General features: G+C 40.5%; 17 protein-coding genes and 2 rRNA genes. 16 read left to right on the top strand and 3 right to left on the bottom strand.

Annotation, left to right across the window (positions count from 1 at the left end; translation table 11 throughout):
• From BLQ57_RS19250 to BLQ57_RS19220, 7 genes are all read left to right on the top strand, one after another.
• Window positions 1-103, top strand: a 23S ribosomal RNA gene (locus BLQ57_RS19250); the annotation flags it as partial.
• 130 nt (window positions 104-233) lie between these two features.
• Window positions 234-345, top strand: a 5S ribosomal RNA gene (gene rrf / locus BLQ57_RS19245).
• 424 nt (window positions 346-769) lie between these two features.
• A complete protein-coding gene (locus tag BLQ57_RS19240; protein WP_087941236.1) occupies window positions 770-2,008 on the top strand; it encodes a dihydroorotase in 1,239 nt (412 codons plus the stop codon).
• Window positions 2,001-2,513 carry a DUF4199 domain-containing protein gene (locus BLQ57_RS19235; RefSeq protein ID WP_087941235.1) on the top strand — a complete coding sequence of 171 codons (513 nt, stop codon included), beginning with the start codon at window positions 2,001-2,003 and terminating at the stop codon, window positions 2,511-2,513. The genes BLQ57_RS19240 and BLQ57_RS19235 overlap by 8 nt, the downstream gene beginning before the upstream one ends.
• A 7-nt stretch (window positions 2,514-2,520) precedes the next feature.
• Window positions 2,521-3,072 (top strand): DUF4199 domain-containing protein, encoded by a 552-nt coding sequence (locus BLQ57_RS19230; protein ID WP_087941234.1) that lies wholly within the window; start codon window positions 2,521-2,523, stop codon window positions 3,070-3,072.
• Window position 3,073: 1 nt separating this feature from the next.
• The gene (locus BLQ57_RS19225; protein WP_087941233.1) at window positions 3,074-4,036 is read left to right on the top strand and encodes a glycosyltransferase family 2 protein; all 963 of its coding nucleotides are present in this window, start codon (window positions 3,074-3,076) and stop codon (window positions 4,034-4,036) included.
• On the top strand, window positions 4,036-4,998 hold the full coding sequence (locus BLQ57_RS19220) for a glycosyltransferase (RefSeq protein ID WP_087941232.1): 963 nt from the start codon (window positions 4,036-4,038) through the stop codon (window positions 4,996-4,998). The genes BLQ57_RS19225 and BLQ57_RS19220 overlap by 1 nt, the downstream gene beginning before the upstream one ends.
• Here the strand turns inward: BLQ57_RS19220 and BLQ57_RS19215 are convergent.
• Entirely contained in the window at window positions 4,995-5,756 is a 762-nt protein-coding gene (locus tag BLQ57_RS19215) for a class I SAM-dependent methyltransferase (protein WP_087941231.1), read from the bottom strand. The genes BLQ57_RS19220 and BLQ57_RS19215 overlap by 4 nt on opposite strands.
• A gap of 277 nt (window positions 5,757-6,033) precedes the next feature.
• On the opposite strand from BLQ57_RS19215, the gene BLQ57_RS19210 reads away from it, so the two are divergent.
• The 3 genes from BLQ57_RS19210 (at window position 6,034) to BLQ57_RS19200 (ending at window position 9,836) form a co-directional block, all read left to right on the top strand.
• Entirely contained in the window at window positions 6,034-7,515 is a 1,482-nt protein-coding gene (locus tag BLQ57_RS19210) for a TolC family protein (RefSeq protein ID WP_087941230.1), read from the top strand.
• A gap of 130 nt (window positions 7,516-7,645) precedes the next feature.
• The gene (locus BLQ57_RS19205; RefSeq protein ID WP_087941229.1) at window positions 7,646-8,809 is read left to right on the top strand and encodes a hypothetical protein; all 1,164 of its coding nucleotides are present in this window, start codon (window positions 7,646-7,648) and stop codon (window positions 8,807-8,809) included.
• A gap of 31 nt (window positions 8,810-8,840) precedes the next feature.
• Window positions 8,841-9,836 (top strand): adenosine kinase, encoded by a 996-nt coding sequence (locus BLQ57_RS19200; RefSeq protein WP_087941228.1) that lies wholly within the window; start codon window positions 8,841-8,843, stop codon window positions 9,834-9,836.
• A 72-nt stretch (window positions 9,837-9,908) separates the two neighbouring features.
• Here the strand turns inward: BLQ57_RS19200 and BLQ57_RS19195 are convergent, their stop codons facing one another.
• Window positions 9,909-10,982: an Ldh family oxidoreductase gene (locus tag BLQ57_RS19195; RefSeq protein ID WP_087941238.1), complete on the bottom strand. Its 1,074-nt coding sequence runs from the start codon at window positions 10,980-10,982 to the stop codon at window positions 9,909-9,911.
• Between the two features lie 67 nt (window positions 10,983-11,049).
• Window positions 11,050-11,991, bottom strand: a complete 942-nt coding sequence (locus tag BLQ57_RS19190) for a Ppx/GppA phosphatase family protein (RefSeq protein WP_087941237.1) — start codon at window positions 11,989-11,991, stop codon at window positions 11,050-11,052.
• A 185-nt stretch (window positions 11,992-12,176) separates the two neighbouring features.
• Between BLQ57_RS19190 and BLQ57_RS19185 the strand changes: the two genes are divergently transcribed.
• From BLQ57_RS19185 to BLQ57_RS19160, 6 genes are all read left to right on the top strand, one after another.
• Window positions 12,177-13,760 carry an acyl-CoA carboxylase subunit beta gene (locus BLQ57_RS19185; RefSeq protein WP_087941227.1) on the top strand — a complete coding sequence of 528 codons (1,584 nt, stop codon included), beginning with the start codon at window positions 12,177-12,179 and terminating at the stop codon, window positions 13,758-13,760.
• A gap of 30 nt (window positions 13,761-13,790) precedes the next feature.
• The gene (locus BLQ57_RS19180) at window positions 13,791-14,858 is read left to right on the top strand and encodes a M42 family metallopeptidase (RefSeq protein ID WP_087941226.1); all 1,068 of its coding nucleotides are present in this window, start codon (window positions 13,791-13,793) and stop codon (window positions 14,856-14,858) included.
• Between the two features lie 195 nt (window positions 14,859-15,053).
• Window positions 15,054-15,827, top strand: coding sequence for an ABC transporter substrate-binding protein (locus BLQ57_RS19175; RefSeq protein WP_087941225.1), 774 nt, complete (start codon window positions 15,054-15,056; stop codon window positions 15,825-15,827).
• A 108-nt stretch (window positions 15,828-15,935) separates the two neighbouring features.
• Complete coding sequence (locus BLQ57_RS19170) at window positions 15,936-17,285, top strand: Gfo/Idh/MocA family protein (protein WP_087941224.1); 1,350 nt, start codon at window positions 15,936-15,938, stop codon at window positions 17,283-17,285.
• A gap of 3 nt (window positions 17,286-17,288) precedes the next feature.
• Entirely contained in the window at window positions 17,289-18,047 is a 759-nt protein-coding gene (locus BLQ57_RS19165; protein ID WP_087941223.1) for a 3-keto-disaccharide hydrolase, read from the top strand.
• Window positions 18,044-18,640, top strand: a complete 597-nt coding sequence (locus BLQ57_RS19160) for a 3-keto-disaccharide hydrolase (protein WP_087941222.1) — start codon at window positions 18,044-18,046, stop codon at window positions 18,638-18,640. The genes BLQ57_RS19165 and BLQ57_RS19160 overlap by 4 nt, the downstream gene beginning before the upstream one ends.
• The last annotated feature ends 432 nt before the right edge of the window (window positions 18,641-19,072 follow it).

Here is a 19,072-nt window from a genome sequence, read left to right as displayed (position 1 = left end):
ACTTCCAAACAGGGCCCTCAGAGACGATGAGGTTGATAGGCTGCAGGTGTAAAGGCAGTAATGTCATAGCTGAGCAGTACTAATTGCCCGAAAGCTTACCGTACGGCTGTTACAGTTTCTACAAGATATGTTAAAAGAGTCTGAAGTCGGAAGACCGAAGACTCAACAACTTAAAATATTAAATGGACGAATGGACCCTCCGGTATCGGAGCCTGTTCATCGGACATCAAGATTTAGGCGGCCTAGCGCAGGGGTCCCACCTCTTCCCATCCCGAACAGAGAAGTTAAGCCCTGCAGCGCCGATGGTACTGGGGTTACACCCGGGAGAGTAGGTCGCCGCCACATTATTCAAAGCCCGCAGCTCATACCTGCGGGCTTTTGTGTTTTCTACCCCAAATATCGAAGGGGTATACCCGGGAGAGGAGAGCCTCTCCCGAGAATCGGGATCGCGCCACATTATTCAAAGACCGCAGAAGTCTTGGTGTTCCGCGTTATAGAGATTTAGAAACTGTCAGAGAACTTCTTTTTTTTGGTATGTTTTGGTACACTTGAGAATAGTATCTTCTCCGGATATTTGGTTTCTTTTGCGTATTATACATTATATGAAATAATTGTAAATGCTGGGTTATTTATGGCGTTAGGCATTTGTTTTTTGTTTTTGTCCCCGATGAACTTAAGGGTTTTTCCGTCTAACAAATCAATTGTGATACAGAGAAAGTTTATTTTTCATTTTTGGATTTTTGGTGCAGTTTTGTAAAAACATCTCAAAATGAAATTTCTCTTTAAAAATCTCACTCTTATTGATGCCACAAATAAACATGTAGGAGATTTTTTTTATGATGGAAACAAGCTGCTAAGAGTAGATAATAGTGCTGTGGACGCTGATAGAATTATCGACGCTGATGGGTTTATTGCCTCAAAAGGATGGGTTGACTTGAGGGTTGGGATTGGAGAACCAGGTTTGGAATACAAAGAAACCGTAGAAAGTCTATGTGATGCCTTGTTGTTTTCTGGCTTTTCATCAGCTGTTGTACTTCCTAACACTGAGCCGGTCATTCAGTCTAAAAGTGAGATTGATTTTTTAAGGGCAAAATCATTTCAATTTTTACCGGAACTAATTATTCAAGGTGCAGTGACTAAAAATACTGAAGGTGAAGACCTAACTGAGATTTTAGATATGCATTATCAGTCGGGTGTTTCGGTGTTTGGCGAAGGGATAAAACCTCTTCATAATGCCGACCGATACCTTAAAGTATTGCAATACTTACAAAAGTTCGGTGGAGTTCTTTTTGATCACGCATATGATCCACTTTTGGCCATTTTTGGTCAAATGCATGAGGGAGAAGTTTCAACTCACTTGGGATTAAAAGGTATTCCTGAAATGGCTGAAGAAATCGCCATTCATCGTAATCTCGAACTTTTGCGGTACGCCGGAGGAAGAGTTCATTTTCAAACCTTAAGTACTGCCAAATCTGTGGAGTTGGTTAGAACTGCAAAAAGTGAGGGACTTCAAGTCACCGCCGATGTTTCTCTTTATCAATTACTATTTTCTGATAATGATTTACCGACTTTTGATACGAACTACAAAGTGAGGCCACCTTTTAGAGAAAAAAGAGACAGGCAAGCCTTGATCGATGGCCTTTTGGATGGTACAATTGATGCCATTACTTCCAATCATCAGCCTCAGGATTTTGATTCAAAATTTATGGAATTTGATTTGGCGAGTTCTGGACAAGCAGGCCTTCATACCTTTTTGCCAGGTCTAGTTATGCTGTCCAAAGAAATAGATTGGGAGGTATTAATTGAGAAGTTGACCTCTGGTCCAGCTAAGGTTTTAAATAGGGAAATGGGAGAAAGCTGGACGATTTTTGACCCTGAAGAGAAATGGGTTTATGATCAGTCCTCTAATAAATCCCTCGCATCAAATCATCCATGGTTTGACCAGGAGTTAAAAGGAAAAGTTAAATTTGTCATTCAAAAAGGAAAGCTCATCCACTTAGATGAATAAATATTTCGCTTCTGCCTATCAGTTTGGAATTCTTGGGGGTATTCTAAGTGTCATTTCCTTTGGTTTGCTTTCTTTTTTGCAGCCAGATCCAACTAATCTAAATTTAGTATTTGGTTATTTGATTACACCGATTTCTATTTTCATGGCTCTGAAATTTTTCAAGGATTATACCAATAATGGCTATATTTCCTTTGCAGAGGGGATGTCGGTAGGCTTTGTGGCCTATATGTTGATTGCTATTTTGTCTGGTTTGGGGATTTGGTTTATTCTATTGATTTTCCCGAAACTATTTGAAGCCATTAATAAGTCAAAGCTTCAAGTATTGAATGAAAACCGGGAAACTATTATCGGTCAATTAGGCGAACCTTCCTTTGAAAATACACTTGAAAGTATCACTCGAATGGTGCCTTCGGATATAGCGCTGAACGATGCGCTTTGGAAAATTATCCCAGGATTGTTTTTTACAATCATTATTTCAATAATTTTAAGAAAAAACCCTAACTAATTTAATTATGGAAGAAAATACTAAATCCCCTTTTCAAGCTGCTATTCAGCCCGGTCTAACTATTGGATTGATTTCTTTAGTATTGACATATATCGCTTATTTTATTGATTCAGGATTATTAGCTTCTGGCTGGTTTGGTTTAGTCATGATAGTCTTGTTTTTCGCATTAATTATTTTTTTCGGAAGACAGTATAGGTCAGAACTGGGTGGTTTTATGACTTTTGGGACTGCGTTCAATTTTAGTTTTATAGCAATTATTATTTCAGGACTTGTGGGCTTGATAGGGCAAATAGTGCTTTTTCAAGTCATTGATCCAAGCTTACCTGAGGTATTAGCCGAAAAAACACTTCAATCTACTTTAGAAATGATGGAAAGCTTTGGTGCCTCCCCTGATTCACTTCCTGCTGAACAGTTGGATGAAATCAAAGAATCAACACTTTCTAATTTTACGCTCGCTGGTCAAATAAAAAACTTTGGATTCGGCTTGATTGCCTATGCGATTGTGTCATTAATTCTTGGTGCTATTTTGAAGAAAAGAGACAAGTCTCTAGACTATTAACATGCTTCAGATTTCCGCTGTTATTCCTGTATTCAATGAAGAAGAGTCACTCCCGGAACTAACTCAATGGATTAGCAGAGTCATGAATGATCATGGCTTTGCCTATGAGATTATTTTTGTAAATGATGGTAGTACTGATCAATCTTGGGAGGTGATTACTGAGCTTTCCAAGAAAAACGGAAATGTAAAAGCACTCAATTTTACGAGGAATTATGGAAAATCAGCAGCACTTGATGCAGGATTTGCACAGGCGAAAGGAAGAGTAGTAGTCACACTTGATGCAGACCTTCAGGATAGTCCTGATGAAATCCCCGACTTGTACCATATGATAGAAGAGCAAGGTTACGATGTGGTGTCAGGCTGGAAAAAAGAAAGGCATGACCCTATTTCCAAAACTATCCCCTCTCGCTTTTTCAATGCGGTGACACGTTGGATTTCCGGCATTAACCTTCACGACTTCAACTGTGGGCTGAAGGCCTATCGTCTGAAGGTGGTTAAAAATATCCGCATCTATGGAGAAATGCATAGGTACATTCCTCTTTTAGCCAAATGGAGCGGCTTCAATAAAATCGGTGAGAAGGTCGTGCAGCATCAAGCCCGTAAGTATGGCTATTCAAAATTTGGGTTGGAGCGTTTTTTAAACGGTTTTCTTGATTTGATATCGGTGTCATTTGTTCATCGCTACAAAAAGAAACCCATGCATTTTTTCGGTTCATTAGGTACGCTTTCATTCATATCTGGCATTTTTATTACTGTTTGGCTCATAATTCAGAAAGTTTACGGATTGAGTAAAGGGATAAAAGTGAGAGAAGTGGTGGATCAGCCTTTGTTCTTTTTGGCACTTGTGGCTTTGATAATAGGAGTGCAGCTTTTTGTGACAGGCTTCATTGCCGAATTGATGACTTCCAATCAATCCAAGGAAAAAGAGTACACGATCGATGAGGAAATTAACTGCCTGAATTGATGTTTTTTTCGGTTATTGTACCTGTCTATAATCGGCCGGATGAAGTAGAAGCTTTGCTTAAAAGCTTGGAAAATCAAGGTTATTCCCGTTTTGAAGTAGTCGTGGTGGAAGACGGCTCTTCAATCTCTTCCAAATCAGTCTGTGATGCATTCAAAGGGAATATAGAGCTAAAGTATATTTACCAAGACAACCAAGGTCAGGGCTTTGCCAGAAATACAGGGATGAAATCTGCAATGGGTGATTTCTTTGTCATTTTAGACTCAGATGTCGTCTTGCCAAATCGCTATTTGGAAATTTTATCCGATGAAATTCGTAAACGGAATTTAGATGCATTTGGAGGGCCTGATGCAGCAGCAGAGGATTTTTCTCCAATGCAAAAAGCGATGGATTATGCCATGACTTCCTTTTGGACGACAGGGGGGATTAGAGGAAAGCTAAAAGACCGTAGTAAGTTTCAAGCAAGAGGATTCAATATGGGCTTTTCCAGAAAGGTATTCGAATTGCTACATGGTTTTATAGACCCAAACCGAGGAGAAGATATCGAGTTGAGTATCCGGATTAAAAAAGCAGGTTTCAAATTAGAATTGGTACCTGAGGCATGGGTGTACCATAAGCGAAAAAACACATGGGTTACCTTTGCGAAGCAAGCCTTTTCCTTTGGAGAAAATCGTGTAAATGTATCGAGGTACCATCCTGAGGCAATTCGATTGGTTCATACTCTTCCCAGTTTTTTTGTCTTGTTTTTGGCGACATTCCTTATTGCAGTTTTCTTTTTACCGCAGCTAACAGGTTATTTTTCTTTCCTACTTACTACTTGGGTGATTTTCGTTTTTTTTGATGCTAGCTGGCGATTCGGTTCCGCTTGGATTGGTGGATTAGCATTGATATGTTCCCTTACCCAATTAATAGCTTATGGGTCAGGCTTTGCTTTAGCAATTTTCCATAAAGCGGCAAGGGGTTAACCCTTTCTACAAAGGAAGATAATTTCATCTTTTGGGAGGGCGAATTCAGCCACAAGCTTTGGATCTAGTTGCTTGACAAAGGTGTTTTCTTCGATCGTTAAGCCTGATTCGCTTAGACGCTTTGCGTAATCTTTTCCAAATTTCCTGACATGATCTCTCTGACCAAATAAGCGTTCCCTTTCACTCGGGTCAGTGATGCTTTTGTCTTCGATGGTCTTTTCTATGGGGTAGACTGGAGACTGGATAATTCCCCACCCATTGGGCTTAAGTACACGGTTGATTTCCTTACAAGCTAAAATATCATCTTGGACGTGTTCCAAAACATGATTACAAAAAACAACATCGAAGCTGTTTTCCTCAAAGGGGATTTGATGAATATCCATCTTCACCTTAGCGAGAGGAGATTCAATATCCGCGGTGATGTAATCTAGGTTAGTTAATCGTTCGAATCTATGGATGAAACAATGTTCTGGCGCCACGTGAAGAACTTTGAGTTTAGCAGAAAAGAAATCCGTCTTTTCTTTTAAAAAAAGCCACATCAGTCGATGTCTTTCCAAAGAAAGGCAATGTGGGCAGAGGGCATTTTCCCTAGATACCCTTCCGTAAGGCAAGAATTTTTTGAACTCGTGATCACAAACAGGGCAGTTTACTCCCTTTCCTCGGTAAGACCACTCGAAAAATTTCATAGTGACTGGACTTATACGCTGTAAAATGGGCCGTGGAATGTAGCGAATGACGAAGCTGATTATTTTTTTCATAGGAATAAATCGATCGGCAAGTTAAGCAATTCGGTTTTTTTAGACTTTTATAATATCGTTTATAATTTGAGATTGGAGTATAAAAAACGTGTCTAGCATACTTTTTAAAGATTTTGTGGGTATTGAACTTCATAAATCAGAAGGGTTTTTTCTCATATACAATTTGCTAGGTTCTTAATTTTTAGATTTTTTAGGATTTGATTTTAAGTCTAATTTTGGATATGCAAAAAGGGTGAGTATTTTAGTTCACGTATTTTACCTAACTATTTGCCATACCATGAAAATACAACTTGTTTTTCTGTCCCTTGTCTCGGTCCTATTTTTCAATTCCAATGAAACTATTGGACAAGAAAAAGAGATCTATACACTTTCTGATATGGTTCAGAGAGCTAAGGATCGCTCTCCCGCTGCTTTGAGAGCACTTACCAGAAAGGAAAACCGCTACTGGCAGTATCGCCTTTTTCGCTCCAATTATAACCCACAACTTCGGCTAAACGGTACACTGCCGAGTTACTCCCAGGCTTTTAATAGCATTACTCAGCCGGATGGATCGATTCAGTTTTTGCCGGTGCAGCAAAATTTCATGGATCTAGAATTGGGTCTGCAGCAAGTAATTGCTCCGACGGGAGGAATTATTTCGGTGAATACCTCAACCAACCGATTCGATAATTTTCTAGCAGGACCCAATGAAGTGCAAACCAGATGGTCGGGCGTCCCTGTGAATGTCCGTTTGCAGCAGCCGATTTTTGCTTACAATCAGTTTAAATGGGATAAAAAAATTGAGCCTCTCTTGTATGAAGAGAGTAAGCGGGAATTTGTTCAAGAGATGGAGGAGGTATCTTTGTTTGTGACCCAGCTCTTCTTTGATTATTTGCTTGCCCAAGTGAACGTGGATATTGCTTCCCAAAACCTGATTAATACTGAGGAGATTTTTGAGGTTGAAAAAAAGCGATACGAATTAGGGACTACTTTTGAGGATAGACTTTTGCAGGTGGAGCTTCAGACGCTACAAGCCCAACAAGATTTGGCTCAAGCAAAATTAGATTTGGAAAGTTCGGCTTTGTCGGTTAATTCCTTTATCGGATTGAACCCTTCCAGTGAAGTGAGTCTAGTGTCTCCTGAATCTATACCTGATTTTGAGGTGGATGTAGAGCAAGCCATAGATCTGGCATTTAAGAATCGTGCGGAGGCATTGGGTTTTGATCGAAGAAAGATAGAAGCAGAGTCCCAAGTGGCACAGGCAAAGGGGCAGCGATTCAATGTCCAACTGAATGCGAGCTACGGATATAATAATGCAGCGTTTAATTGGGGGGATATTTATTCTAATCCCAATACCCAAGCTTTAGCGAGTTTGGGTGTCTCTGTGCCCGTCTTGGATTGGGGGAGAAATAAAGCTCGGATGTCCCAAGCGGAGGCAAATCAGCAATTGGTAGAATACACGGTGCAACAGGATGTAATCAATTTTGAACAGGAGATTTTCACTAAGGTCAAGAATTTTTTAATGATCAAAGAACGTCTCAACGTAACAAAAGTCTCCGATCAAGTAGCGCAGAGAAGGTATGAAATAGCAATTAAGCGATTCCAGTCGGGCAATGTTTCTATCACCGATCTTAATATTGCTCAGAATGAAAAGGATAGTAATAAACGAGCCTATTACAGTGCCTTGCGTGACTTTTGGTTAGCTTATTACGAATTGAGAGCGTTGACCTTGTTTGATTTTGAAACTGGTAATTCGCTTTACATCCCTGAAATAGAATAGCTTCGGAAAAGATAATAGAATATTCGTCTTATTAAATAGTGCTTAGAAAATCTTGAATGAATTTTGTCAGTCGAATCAGTTTTTGTCAAGTGGATTCATTGGGTTAATTTAGCCGATCAAAATTTCCCTAATGAATTTAATCGAAGTAACTAGTCAGGAGCATCAGAAGGAATTCATCAATATGGCGGTCCGATTGTATCGCAATGAAAAAAACTGGATTCGGCCTTTGGATAAGGATATTGAAGGCCTTTTTCATCCTGAGACGAATAAGCTTTTTAGAAATGGGGCTAAAGCTAGACGGTGGTTGTTGCAAGACTCTGAAGGAAAGACGATTGGTCGTATTGCTGCTTTTATCAATCCAAAGATGAAAGAAAAGCAGCCAACTGGAGGTGTTGGTTTTTTTGAATGTATTAATGATAAAAGCGCCGCTTTTAAGCTTTTTGATGTAGCTAAAGAATGGCTTCAAAGTGAAGGAATGGAGGCAATGGATGGCCCGATAAACTTTGGGGAGCGAGATAAGTGGTGGGGTCTGCTGATAGAGGGCTTTACAGAGCCGAATTACAATATGCCTTGGAATTTCAAGTATTATCAGAAGTTTTTTGAGGATTATGGCTTTAAGCTTTATTTCAAGCAGTTTACCTATCAGCGCCCCGTTCAGAAGTTACGGTTTGATCAGAAAATGATCGATCGTGCCAATTTGATTATCGCCAATCCAGAATATGAGTTTCGGTATATCCAAGGCAAAGAGCTTCAGGAAAAAGCGCCGGAATATTTCATGACTGTCTATAATAAAGCTTGGGCTAGACACTTAGGCAAATCTTTGTCTTTAAAGGAAGCACAGTTGATGTTTGGAAAGATGAAGCCGATTATTGATCCCCGGTTGATTTATTTTGGTTTTTATAAGGGTGAGCCAGTTTCTTTTTTCATTAATATTCCTGAGATCAATCAGATTTTCAAGCATGTCAATGGGAAAATGAATCTTATCGGGAAGTTGAAATTTCTCTGGTATAAGACCTTCTCGCCTCCTAATAAAATGCTAGGTTTGGTCTTTGGGGTAGTACCTGATCACCAAGGTAAGGGTGTGGAAAGTGCGATGATTATCAGTTATGATAAAATGAGTAACTCTCCTTCTTTTCCCTACAAAACAATAGAGATGAATTGGATAGGAGACTTCAATCCAAAAATGATGCGAGTGTGCGAACAGCTTTTGGCGGATATTTACAAAACACATCATACGTATCGGTATTTATTTGACAGGGAAAAAGCTTTTGAGCGTCATCCGATTTTTGATTAAAAAATAGAGATAGAAAATAAAACTAATAAGAATGAAAAAATACGATGTGACAGGCATAGGTAATGCCCTAGTGGATGTGGAATTTAAAGTTAATGATCAGTTTTTTATAGATCAAGGGGTAGAAAAGGGACTGATGACTCTAGTAGATGAAGACCGTCAAAATGCTCTCATGAATGTCATTAATACTGCAGAGGCCAAAAAGCAAGCTGGAGGATCGGCTGCAAATACTGTAGTGGCAGTGAGCCAGTTTGGAGGTAAATCTTACTATTGTTTCCGAGTAGCGGATGATGAGTTGGGTAGTTTTTATTTGAAAGACTTAAATGATTCAGGGGTTGATATTGCCTTGAATCAAGATGACCTAGAGCCAGGAGTTACGGGCAAATGTTTGGTCATGGTCACCGAAGACTCTGAGCGTACGATGAACACATTTCTGGGGATCACTGCTAATTTTTCTACCAAGGATATTAATGAGTCTGCGATCAAAGATTCCAAATACTTATTCATAGAAGGCTATTTAATTACTTCCGAAAACGGGAAGGAAGCCATGAGGTACGCCAAGAAAATTGCCGAGGAAAATGGGGTTAAAGTTGCTATGACCTTTTCTGATCCCGCTATGGTCAAATATTTTAGAGAGCCATTTGACGAAGTCATCGGAGCGAGTGTAGACTTGCTATTTGCCAATGAAGAAGAGGCCATGCTTTTTACGGGAAAGGATAATTTATTGGAAGCTCGCGAGGAGTTGAAAAAAGTAGCAAAGCATTTTGTCATTACACAGGGAAAAAACGGAGCAATGATTTTTGACGGGGATACATTTATAGATATTGAACCCTATAAAACCACTGCCATCGATAGTAATGGGGCAGGGGATATGTTTGCAGGAGCATTTCTGTATGGCATTACCAATGGGCATAGTTTTGCCTCAAGCGGAAAATTGGCTTCGATGGCAAGTTCGAAAATTGTAAGTCAATTTGGTCCTAGGTTACTGTGGCATGAAGCCAAAGAAATTTTGAATAGACTTAATCCCTGATGATTTTCAACGGGTGGCAAATAAAAAGGGCCAGCAATTATGCTGGCCCTTTTTATTACTACGAGGATGATTTCAGAAATCAATTCCTAATTTTTTTCCTAGATCGGTTAAGTCATCAATTACAGGTTTGAGTAGAGGTATACCTTCTTTTCTTCTAACTTCTTCCAGCTCTCTTTCAGGATCCCCGGGAATAAGGACCTTTTCATTTCCTTCAGTAGTTTCTGCGGAACGGAACCGTCTAATCCAATTATCCATATGTGATTTGAATTCATCAGCAGGGCGAAAGGCATCTACCCGCATTGCTCCGAAGAAGTGGCCAATGCCTTCTCCCACCGGATTTGGATCAGGGTCTAAAAATGCCACAAAAGGAGGAACCCAAGGGCCGTAGTTGGCGCCAGAGAGAACAGCGGAAAATATATCGACTACTGCGCCTAAGGCGTAACCCTTATGAGATCCATGTTCTCGGTCACCGCCAAGGGGAAGCAAAGCTCCTCCTTCTTTTACCCCATTGGCTGAAGTGGTAGGCTTACCTTGCTTATCTTGTACCCATCCCGTTGGAGTCTCCATTCCTTTTCGTTGTAGTATTTCGAGTTTTCCATTTGCTGCAGTAGTTGTGGCCATGTCAGCGACAAAAGGTGGCTCTTCATTGGCAGGAATAGCTACAGCAATGGGATTAGTACCCAATAATCTTTCCTTTGAAAAAGTTGGGCTCACAAGAGGACTTGCATTGGTAAATGAGAGTCCTATCATATCATGGTCGAGTGCCATCATAGCATGGTATCCGGCTATGCCATAGTGGTTGGAATTTTTGACAGAAACCCAGCCGGTGCCTGCTTTGGTGGCTTTTTCAATTGCTACATTCATGGCATAAGGTGCGACCACGAGTCCCAACCCACTGTCTCCATTGACGACAGCCGTGGATGGACTTTCATGGATAATTCTGATATTGGGGTTGGGGTTGATTCTGCCTTTTTCCCAAAGCCGAATGTATCCTGATAGTCGGGCCACTCCATGGCTGTCTACTCCTCTCAAATCAGCAGAAACCAACACTTCGGCTCCAATTTGTGCGTGAACCTCAGGACAACCTATTTTTAAGAGAACGTCGTGAGTAAATTTGTAAAGCTGATCGTAGGAATAAGTGCTCATAAGCATAAAGGGATAAATACTAAATTGTTGTAAAGATAAAAAGTATTATGCTATCAAGTGAGCGCGGTTAAATCGTCTCCGTTTCTTTCAACAGCATGGCAATAGCTCCTTCCTTCAAAGCATAATGTGAACAAGTGATGGACTCCATGGGAAGATGCTTCAAAATAAAATCAATCAAAGTAGAAGCTACTACTATCATATCTACCCTCATGGGGATCATACCAGGTATTTGTAATCGCTCTTCCTTGTTTTTGTGAATGAGCATTTGATAAATTCGCCTAAATTCACTAGAGGGTAATTCGAAAACATGCTGACCGGTCAACTTGCATTGCAACATGGATTCGTAATAAATGTCTGTCAGTGTATCAAAAGTACCAGAAGCACCCACTAGTCTACTCGGTTTATAGTTTGCTATTGCCTCCAAAAGAGGGGAAAGTTTATCCTCAAGATAGCTATGGAGGCGCTCAATTTCTACTTTTAGAATTGGATCATGGTGATGGAATAGCTCCAGTAGGCGCTGCCCTCCTATTTCAAAACTTTGTTTCCAAAAAGCTTCTATGGAATTCCCAATGATGAATTCTACAGATCCTCCGCCAATATCCATCATGAGTTCTGTCTGCCCATTGAGGGAGCCAGAAAGCTTTATTCCTTCATAGATTAATTGGGCCTCTTCCTCCCCACTGATGACTTTTATAGTTATTCCCAAGCTGTCTTTGACCTTTTGGACAAATTCGCTACCATTTTTGGCATTGCGGACGGCACTGGTGGCAAAAGCAAAAATTTGATTGATTTCTTCTCCCTCGATGAGGTTTTTAAAATGTCGGAGAGTATGATGAGCACGTTTCAACGCATCGGGAGAAATCCGATCTTGATTAATCCCGCCTTGACCAAGCTTTACTGGGATTTTTTCCTTGTAAATTGTTTTAAACTCAGACTCATTGAGTTCTACCAATAACAAATGAAATGTATTGGTTCCCATGTCTATCACCGCCGCCTTTCGGGTACTCATATTTGCCAAAATTTTGGATGGGCGAATATAAAAAGTTATTCCAAAAAGAATCGGAGCTGAAGCTTTTAATTCCATTTATTTCAATTTGAGGCTGAGTTTTCGGCTCACTAATTCTTTCTAGAGTATAAGGATAGTTTTACCCCTAGCGAAAGCCTATTATATTTGAGTGATTCAAACGAAAGCTCATGAATAATACAGATAAGCCCATTTATAATGCTCCGGGAATTTCGGAGAAAATCGAACTTCTAAAAAAGAAAAATCAAGAAGCACTTCTTGGTGGAGGTGAAGCTAGGATAGCTTCGCAGCACAAGAAAGGCAAATTAACAGCCCGAGAACGGATTGATTTGCTACTGGACGAGGGGAGTTTCCAAGAAATCGACAAATTTGTCATGCACCGTGCCAAAGATTTTGGCTTGGATAAAGAGCATTATCTAGGAGATGGTGTGGTGACGGGATATGGAGAGATCAAAGGTAGACTAGTATATGTTTTTTCTCAAGACTTTACAGTTTTTGGAGGTTCGCTTTCCGAGACTCATGCTGAGAAAATTTGTAAAATCATGGATATGGCCATGAAAAATGGTGCTCCTGTGATTGGCCTAAATGATTCGGGTGGAGCTAGAATCCAAGAAGGAGTTAACTCATTGGGAGGATATGCAGATATTTTTTATCGAAATACCCGAGCTTCAGGAGTGATTCCTCAGCTTTCAGCGATAATGGGACCATGTGCAGGTGGGGCAGTTTATTCCCCGGCAATCACCGATTTTATTTTGATGGTAGAGAATACTTCCTACATGTTTGTGACTGGGCCTAATGTGGTCAAAACGGTGACTCAGGAAACAGTAACAGCAGAGGAACTGGGAGGAGCTTCAGCTCACAGTGCCAAATCAGGAGTGACTCATTTTTCTTGTAAAAATGAAGTAGAGTGCATACAGCATATAAAAAATATTTTGAGCTATATTCCTCAAAACTGTGAAGAGATTGCCCCAGTCTATCCCTATCAGCTAAAAGCAGACGAAAGTCGAAAAGTATTGGATGAAATTATTCCAGAAAATCCCAATCAACCCTACGACATGAGGGATGCTATAGCAGGGATAGTTGACGAGAGTTCCTTTCTAGAAGTACATGAAAACTTTGCAGATAATATTGTGGTCGGATTTGCCAGAATTGCGGGGAGAAGTATAGGAGTAGTTGGTAATCAGCCTCAGTCTATGGCAGGTGTTTTGGACATACATGCTTCGACTAAAGCGGCTCGTTTTGTCAGGTTTTGTGACAGTTTCAATGTGCCTTTATTGGTACTAGTAGATGTGCCAGGCTTTTTGCCGGGGACTGATCAGGAGTGGAATGGTATCATCAGCAATGGGGCAAAATTGCTTTATGCTTTCTCTGAGGCGACTGTCCCTAGGATCACTGTAATTACCCGAAAGGCTTATGGAGGGGCATACGATGTGATGAATTCGAAGCATATTGGGGCAGATATGAATTTTGCTTGGCCTACAGCAGAAATTGCAGTTATGGGCGCGAAAGGTGCTTCTGAGATTATTTTTAGAAAGGAAATAGCGGAAGCCTCAGAACCCGAAGCGAAACTTCAAGAAAAAGTAGAGGACTATACTGAGAAATTCGCTAACCCATACCGGGCAGCCCATAGGGGATTTATAGATGAAGTGATCGTGCCATCTGAGACGAGGATTAAGTTGATCAAAGCATTCAAAATGCTTGAAAACAAGGTGGATCAATTGCCACGCAAAAAGCATGGAAACATTCCGCTTTAAAAATTGATTAGAAGTGAAAAGACAAACTCAATGAAAGATTCCAAAGGATTTTTATACAAATACCTAAACAATGCTTCCCCAACAGGTTTTGAAGCCTCGGGTCAGCAGATCTGGTTAGATTACATCAAACCGTTCGTAGACGAATATTTCACAGATAATTATGGCACCGCCGTGGGGGTGATTAACCCCGAATCACCTTATAAGGTAGTCATCGAAGCACATGCAGACGAAATCAGCTGGTTTGTGAATTATATCAAAGACGACGGATACATCTATGTAAGGCGTAATGGAGGTTCTGACCACATGATTGCTCCCTCCATGCGAGTCAATATTCATACAGACAAAGGCGTGATTCCTGGGGTTTTTGGCTGGCCGGCCATTCACGTGCGTAAGGATGGGAAAGAAGATGCTCCTACCTTGGACAATATTTTCTTGGATGTGGGTGCTCGATCTAAGGATGAAGTAGAAGAAATGGGGATTCATGTGGGGTGTGTGGTTACCTTCAAGGATGAGCTGATCGAGTTAAATAATAAATATTACTCAGGAAGAGCGCTGGATAATAGAATAGGAGGATATATGATCGCTCAGGTAGCCAGAAAAATCAAAGAATCTGGCAAAAAACTACCATTTGGGATTTATGTAGTCAATGCCGTACAGGAGGAAATTGGATTAAGAGGTGCGGAGATGATTGCCCATCGGATTAAACCTAATGTAGCAATAATCACTGATGTGTGCCACGATACTACTGCTCCGATGTATAACAAAATAGTAAGTGGCGATCAGACTGCTGGAAAAGGACCTGTTTTGACCTATGGGGCATCAGTTCATAAAAAACTTTTGGATCTGATTATCAATACTGCAAAAGAAAAAGATATTCCTTTCCAACGAGCAGCAGCTTCCCGCGTGACTGGGACAGATACAGATGCATTTGCGTATTCAAATGAAGGAGTTCCCTCAGCTTTAATTTCCCTTCCACTCAAATACATGCATACTACAGTGGAAACGGCAAGTAAGGAGGATATAGAGCAAGTTATCAATTTGATGTACGAATTTTTGCTTGAATTTAGCCCAGATTTTGACTTTAAGTACATCCAATAATTTGAACTGGCCACAATGAATTGAAATTCTTGTGGCCTTTTTTAATCAAATGAAATCGAGCATGACGTAGCCGTCACACACTGGTATGCCCCGGTCTATCGGGGCAACCATGCGAGATTCTCCCGAATCAAGTTCAGGACAAGCTATCCTGATTTTCGGGACAGGCAGTGACCTCTAAATTTCAATTATAGACACATGAAATATTTAGATCAACTTAATCGAACCATTCATCTTTCAGGTGCTCCTCAGCGAATCGTATCTTTGGTGCCATCACAAACTGAGCTCTTGATAGATTTGGGATTGGAAGATCAATTGGTAGGAATAACCAAGTTTTGTATCCATCCCAAGAGGCTGAGATCGACAAAGCAGGTTGTCGGGGGAACCAAGAACCTAAGGTTGGAGGAGATTTTCAATCTTCAACCAGATCTGATTATTGGCAATAAAGAAGAAAATGAACAGCAGACGATCCAAACCTTAGCTAAAGATTTCCCGGTTTGGTTGAGTGATATTTCTAATAGGGAGGATGCTTTAGCGATGATAGCTGGACTAGGTCAGGTCACCCAAACAGAGAAGCGTGCAGATAATTTGATACAAAAGATCAGATTATCTTTTGATAAACCACTTTTTAGAAAAAAAGGAAAGGCCGTTTATTTGATATGGAAGGGGCCAATAATGGCTGCTGGAGCAGACACTTTTATTTCTTCGATGATGGATAGTGCGGGATTTTATAATATGATTGAGCAGAAAAGGTATCCTTCTCTTTCAGAAGAAGATCTTATCGAATATAGTCCCGAGTTTTTGCTTTTGAGTAGTGAGCCTTTTCCTTTTGGACCAAAAGAGCTCCAGCACTTTCAGGAGATTTTACCTCAAACAAAGATTATTTTGGTCAATGGAGAGTATTTCTCTTGGTATGGAAGTAGGATGCTTGATGCCATGGCTTATTTCAAAAAATTATCAGAAGAACTTTGACCGCGGCTCTTAACCGTTTAAAAAAAATAGATTTTTAGCAGGGTACTTATTTAAAATTTTTAAGTAACTTTTAAGCCTTAATTATCCAAAAAAAACCTAGAGTAACCTATGAAGAATAATAGAAGGCTTTTTCTTAAAAAGCTAGGGGCAACAACAGGTGCGGCTGCTTTGACTCCATCTGTTTTTGCGAATGAATCCATTCAAAAAGAATTTTTGGGCAGAAAAGGAGAAATGCGCTCGGATCAGCCTATTCGATTGGCACTAATTGGTGCCGGAATTATGGGGACAGAAGATACTAATACCGCATTGAGACATGATAATGTAAGTCTGGTAGCCGTCTGTGACCTTTATGATGGAAGGCTGGAAAGTGCTAAGCAAAAATGGGGGGATCATTTATTTCTAACCAAAGATCATAAAGAGATACTTAAACGGTCAGATGTAGATGCAGTGATCATTGGTACTCCTGATTCATGGCATAAACAAATCTCCATCGATGCCTTAAAGGCGGGGAAACACGTGTATTGTGAGAAGCCAATGGTTCATTCAGTCAAAGAAGGGGCAGAAGTAATTGAGGCATGGAAAAATTCCGGAAAAATCATGATGGTAGGTTCTCAGGGACTTTCATCACTGGGAAATGAAAAGGCAAAGGAATTACTAGCTGAAGGAGCAATTGGAGACATTGTGTATGCAGAAGGTTTTTGGGCGAGGATGTCTCCTGAAGGGGCCTGGCAATACAATGTGCCAGAAGATGGCAACGAACAAACTGTAGATTGGAAAAGATATATTTCAAATACCACAGACAGGGAATGGGATCCTATGAGATTCTTTAGGTGGAGGAATTACCTTGATTATGGGACCGGTATGTCAGGTGATCTTTTTGTCCACCTGTTTTCCTCTCTCCACTTTATTACAAATTCAAGAGGGCCAAGTAAAGTGTCCTCCATGGGAGGATTGAGGTATTGGAAAGACGGGCGGGAAGTTCCTGACGTGTTATTAGGGATGTTTGATTATCCTGAATCACCTGAGCATCCGGGGTTTAATTTGTCCTTACGCTGTAATTTTGTAGACGGAACTAGTGGAACTACATACTTGAGAATTGTAGGCACTAAAGGTTCTATGGACGTGAAGTGGGAGGAAGTTGTATTGAAATTAAACAGTAATGCCGAAAGCGACGATCCTTTTATGAAAGAGCAAGCGAAGTTAAGGACTGCTTCTGGAGAAGAAGATCGTGCCAAAATTCTCCCTCCAAGAGAAACAGTTTACGCTGCGGAAAGATCTTGGAAAGGAGCACATTATGATCATTTTGGAAATTGGTTTAGAGCCATTCGCACTGGAGGTACTGTAGTAGAAGACCCTGTTTTTGGTTTTAGAGCTGCGGCTCCTGCTTTATTGTGTAACGATAGTTATTTTCAAGATCGATTTATTCAATGGGATCCAGTTAACATGAAACTTATATAAATTATGAAAAAGATAAATTTAGTATTAATTGCAAGCTTTGCTGTAATCTGGGCCTGCAGTCCCAAGACTACAGAAGAAGCCACTGAGCTTGTGGAAGAAAAGGTGGTTTTAGACAATACCCTTAATGAAGATGAAAAAGCGGGAGGTTGGATGCTTTTATTTGACGGAGAGTCTGCTGATGGATGGAGAGCCTTTAATGGGGATACACTTCCACCAAACTGGACAATCGAGGATGGGACACTAAAAGGCCTTGGTCATGATGGTGGAGATATCGGAGGTGACATCGTTTTTGCCCCTATGCAGTTCGAAGAATTTGAAATGGAGTTTACCTGGAAAATAGCTACGGGAGGTAACAGTGGGGTTTTTTATCATGTGGTAGAGGATCCAAAATATGCAGCACCCTACTACACGGGACCTGAGTACCAAGTTATTGACCAATTAGGATTTCCTCAGCCTCTAGAAGATTGGCAATCACTCGCAGCTGACTACGCTATGTACGTTCCTGATTTCGAAGGAGTGGTTAAGCCAGCGGGGGAATGGAATACTTCAAAAATAATATTTACGAACGAAAAGGCGGAATACTACTTGAACGGAAAGAAAACAGTAGAGTTTGTGCCTTATTCCGAAGATTGGCTTGAGCGGAGAAATAGCGGGAAGTGGGATGAATTTCCAGATTATGCAATTTCTAAGACAGGTCTCATTGCGCTTCAGGATCATGGAAGTGAAGTCTGGTATAAAAACATCAAAATTAGAACATTATGAAAAAACTATTAATGATAGGATTGGTCATTTTAATGGCCCAATCAGCTTTTGCTCAGAAAACAACAAAACTCTTCAACGGTAAAAATCTAGATGGCTGGATCATCTACGGTACAGAGAAGTGGTATGTAGAGGATGGGCTCTTGGTTTCTGAAAGTGGACCCGATAAAGGTTATGGTTATTTGGGCACCGAAGAAGATTTTGATGATTTCGAAATCAATTTAGAGTTTAAGCAAGAAGCGAATGGAAACAGTGGGGTGTTTATCCGATCGACTGTGGATGGCACGATGGTATCAGGCTGGCAAGTAGAGGTAGCTCCTCCAGGGAGCGACACCGGTGGGATTTATGAGTCCTATGGTAGGGGTTGGTTGATCAAGCCCGATCCTGAAAAAGATAAGGCATTGAAGTTTGGAGACTGGAATAAGATGCGTATAGTCGTCAAAGGAGATAATGTGACTTCTTATTTAAATGGGGTAGAGATGGTGAATTTCACAGATTCAAAAATTGGAGAAGGAAAAGGAGGTGTTTTGCTTCAAATCCATGATGGTGGAGGGATAAAAGTTTATTGGCGAAACATCATTTTGAAGAAGCTATAATTGGTTGCCATTTGGTTTTCATTTTGCCTTGAAACTTCCTGTTTCAAGGCAATTTTTTTTCTACTTCACTTTCAATGAATTACCGAGAGTCTGTCATTTTTTTTGATTGTGGTCTTGTAAACTCAGATAATCCCCCGATATTTGCACTCCCAATCGACGCAAACGGCGCGCGGGAAAGCGAGAGGAGAAGAGGAGGTTATAAGATTGACATGGGGTAAGGGAATGTGGGAAAGAGTATCTTCCCATCCTGCAAAAATTTAATTTAACATTTTTTTTGCGGGAGAAAAAATATCGCTTACCTTTGCACTCCTGTTCGGAAGGAACGGGGCAGAAAAACAGAAAAAAGGAGATTGAAGAGTCCATAGGGGCGCATTTCCACCAAGTCTCCGAATGCGGGGATATAAAGTTCTTTGAAGTGATGTAAGGCTAATA

This window comes from Algoriphagus faecimaris (assembly GCF_900101705.1).
Taxonomy (GTDB): Bacteria; Bacteroidota; Bacteroidia; order Cytophagales; family Cyclobacteriaceae; genus Algoriphagus; species Algoriphagus faecimaris.
Note: the sequence above shows the minus strand (reverse complement) of the source record. Positions and strands in the feature narration are given on the sequence as shown.

Bases quoted from the DNA above. Each gene is read 5' to 3' on its own strand.
- BLQ57_RS19240 (WP_087941236.1), top strand. From the start codon at position 770: ATGAAATTTCTCTTTAAAAATCTCACTCTTATTGATGCCACAAATAAA.
- BLQ57_RS19235 (WP_087941235.1), top strand. From the start codon at position 2,001: ATGAATAAATATTTCGCTTCTGCCTATCAGTTTGGAATTCTTGGGGGT.
- BLQ57_RS19230 (WP_087941234.1), top strand. From the start codon at position 2,521: ATGGAAGAAAATACTAAATCCCCTTTTCAAGCTGCTATTCAGCCCGGT.
- BLQ57_RS19225 (WP_087941233.1), top strand. From the start codon at position 3,074: ATGCTTCAGATTTCCGCTGTTATTCCTGTATTCAATGAAGAAGAGTCA.
- BLQ57_RS19220 (WP_087941232.1), top strand. From the start codon at position 4,036: ATGTTTTTTTCGGTTATTGTACCTGTCTATAATCGGCCGGATGAAGTA.
- BLQ57_RS19215 (WP_087941231.1), bottom strand. From the start codon at position 5,756: ATGAAAAAAATAATCAGCTTCGTCATTCGCTACATTCCACGGCCCATT.
- BLQ57_RS19210 (WP_087941230.1), top strand. From the start codon at position 6,034: ATGAAAATACAACTTGTTTTTCTGTCCCTTGTCTCGGTCCTATTTTTC.
- BLQ57_RS19205 (WP_087941229.1), top strand. From the start codon at position 7,646: ATGAATTTAATCGAAGTAACTAGTCAGGAGCATCAGAAGGAATTCATC.
- BLQ57_RS19200 (WP_087941228.1), top strand. From the start codon at position 8,841: ATGAAAAAATACGATGTGACAGGCATAGGTAATGCCCTAGTGGATGTG.
- BLQ57_RS19195 (WP_087941238.1), bottom strand. From the start codon at position 10,982: ATGAGCACTTATTCCTACGATCAGCTTTACAAATTTACTCACGACGTT.
- BLQ57_RS19190 (WP_087941237.1), bottom strand. From the start codon at position 11,991: ATGAGTACCCGAAAGGCGGCGGTGATAGACATGGGAACCAATACATTT.
- BLQ57_RS19185 (WP_087941227.1), top strand. From the start codon at position 12,177: ATGAATAATACAGATAAGCCCATTTATAATGCTCCGGGAATTTCGGAG.
- BLQ57_RS19180 (WP_087941226.1), top strand. From the start codon at position 13,791: ATGAAAGATTCCAAAGGATTTTTATACAAATACCTAAACAATGCTTCC.
- BLQ57_RS19175 (WP_087941225.1), top strand. From the start codon at position 15,054: ATGAAATATTTAGATCAACTTAATCGAACCATTCATCTTTCAGGTGCT.
- BLQ57_RS19170 (WP_087941224.1), top strand. From the start codon at position 15,936: ATGAAGAATAATAGAAGGCTTTTTCTTAAAAAGCTAGGGGCAACAACA.
- BLQ57_RS19165 (WP_087941223.1), top strand. From the start codon at position 17,289: ATGAAAAAGATAAATTTAGTATTAATTGCAAGCTTTGCTGTAATCTGG.
- BLQ57_RS19160 (WP_087941222.1), top strand. From the start codon at position 18,044: ATGAAAAAACTATTAATGATAGGATTGGTCATTTTAATGGCCCAATCA.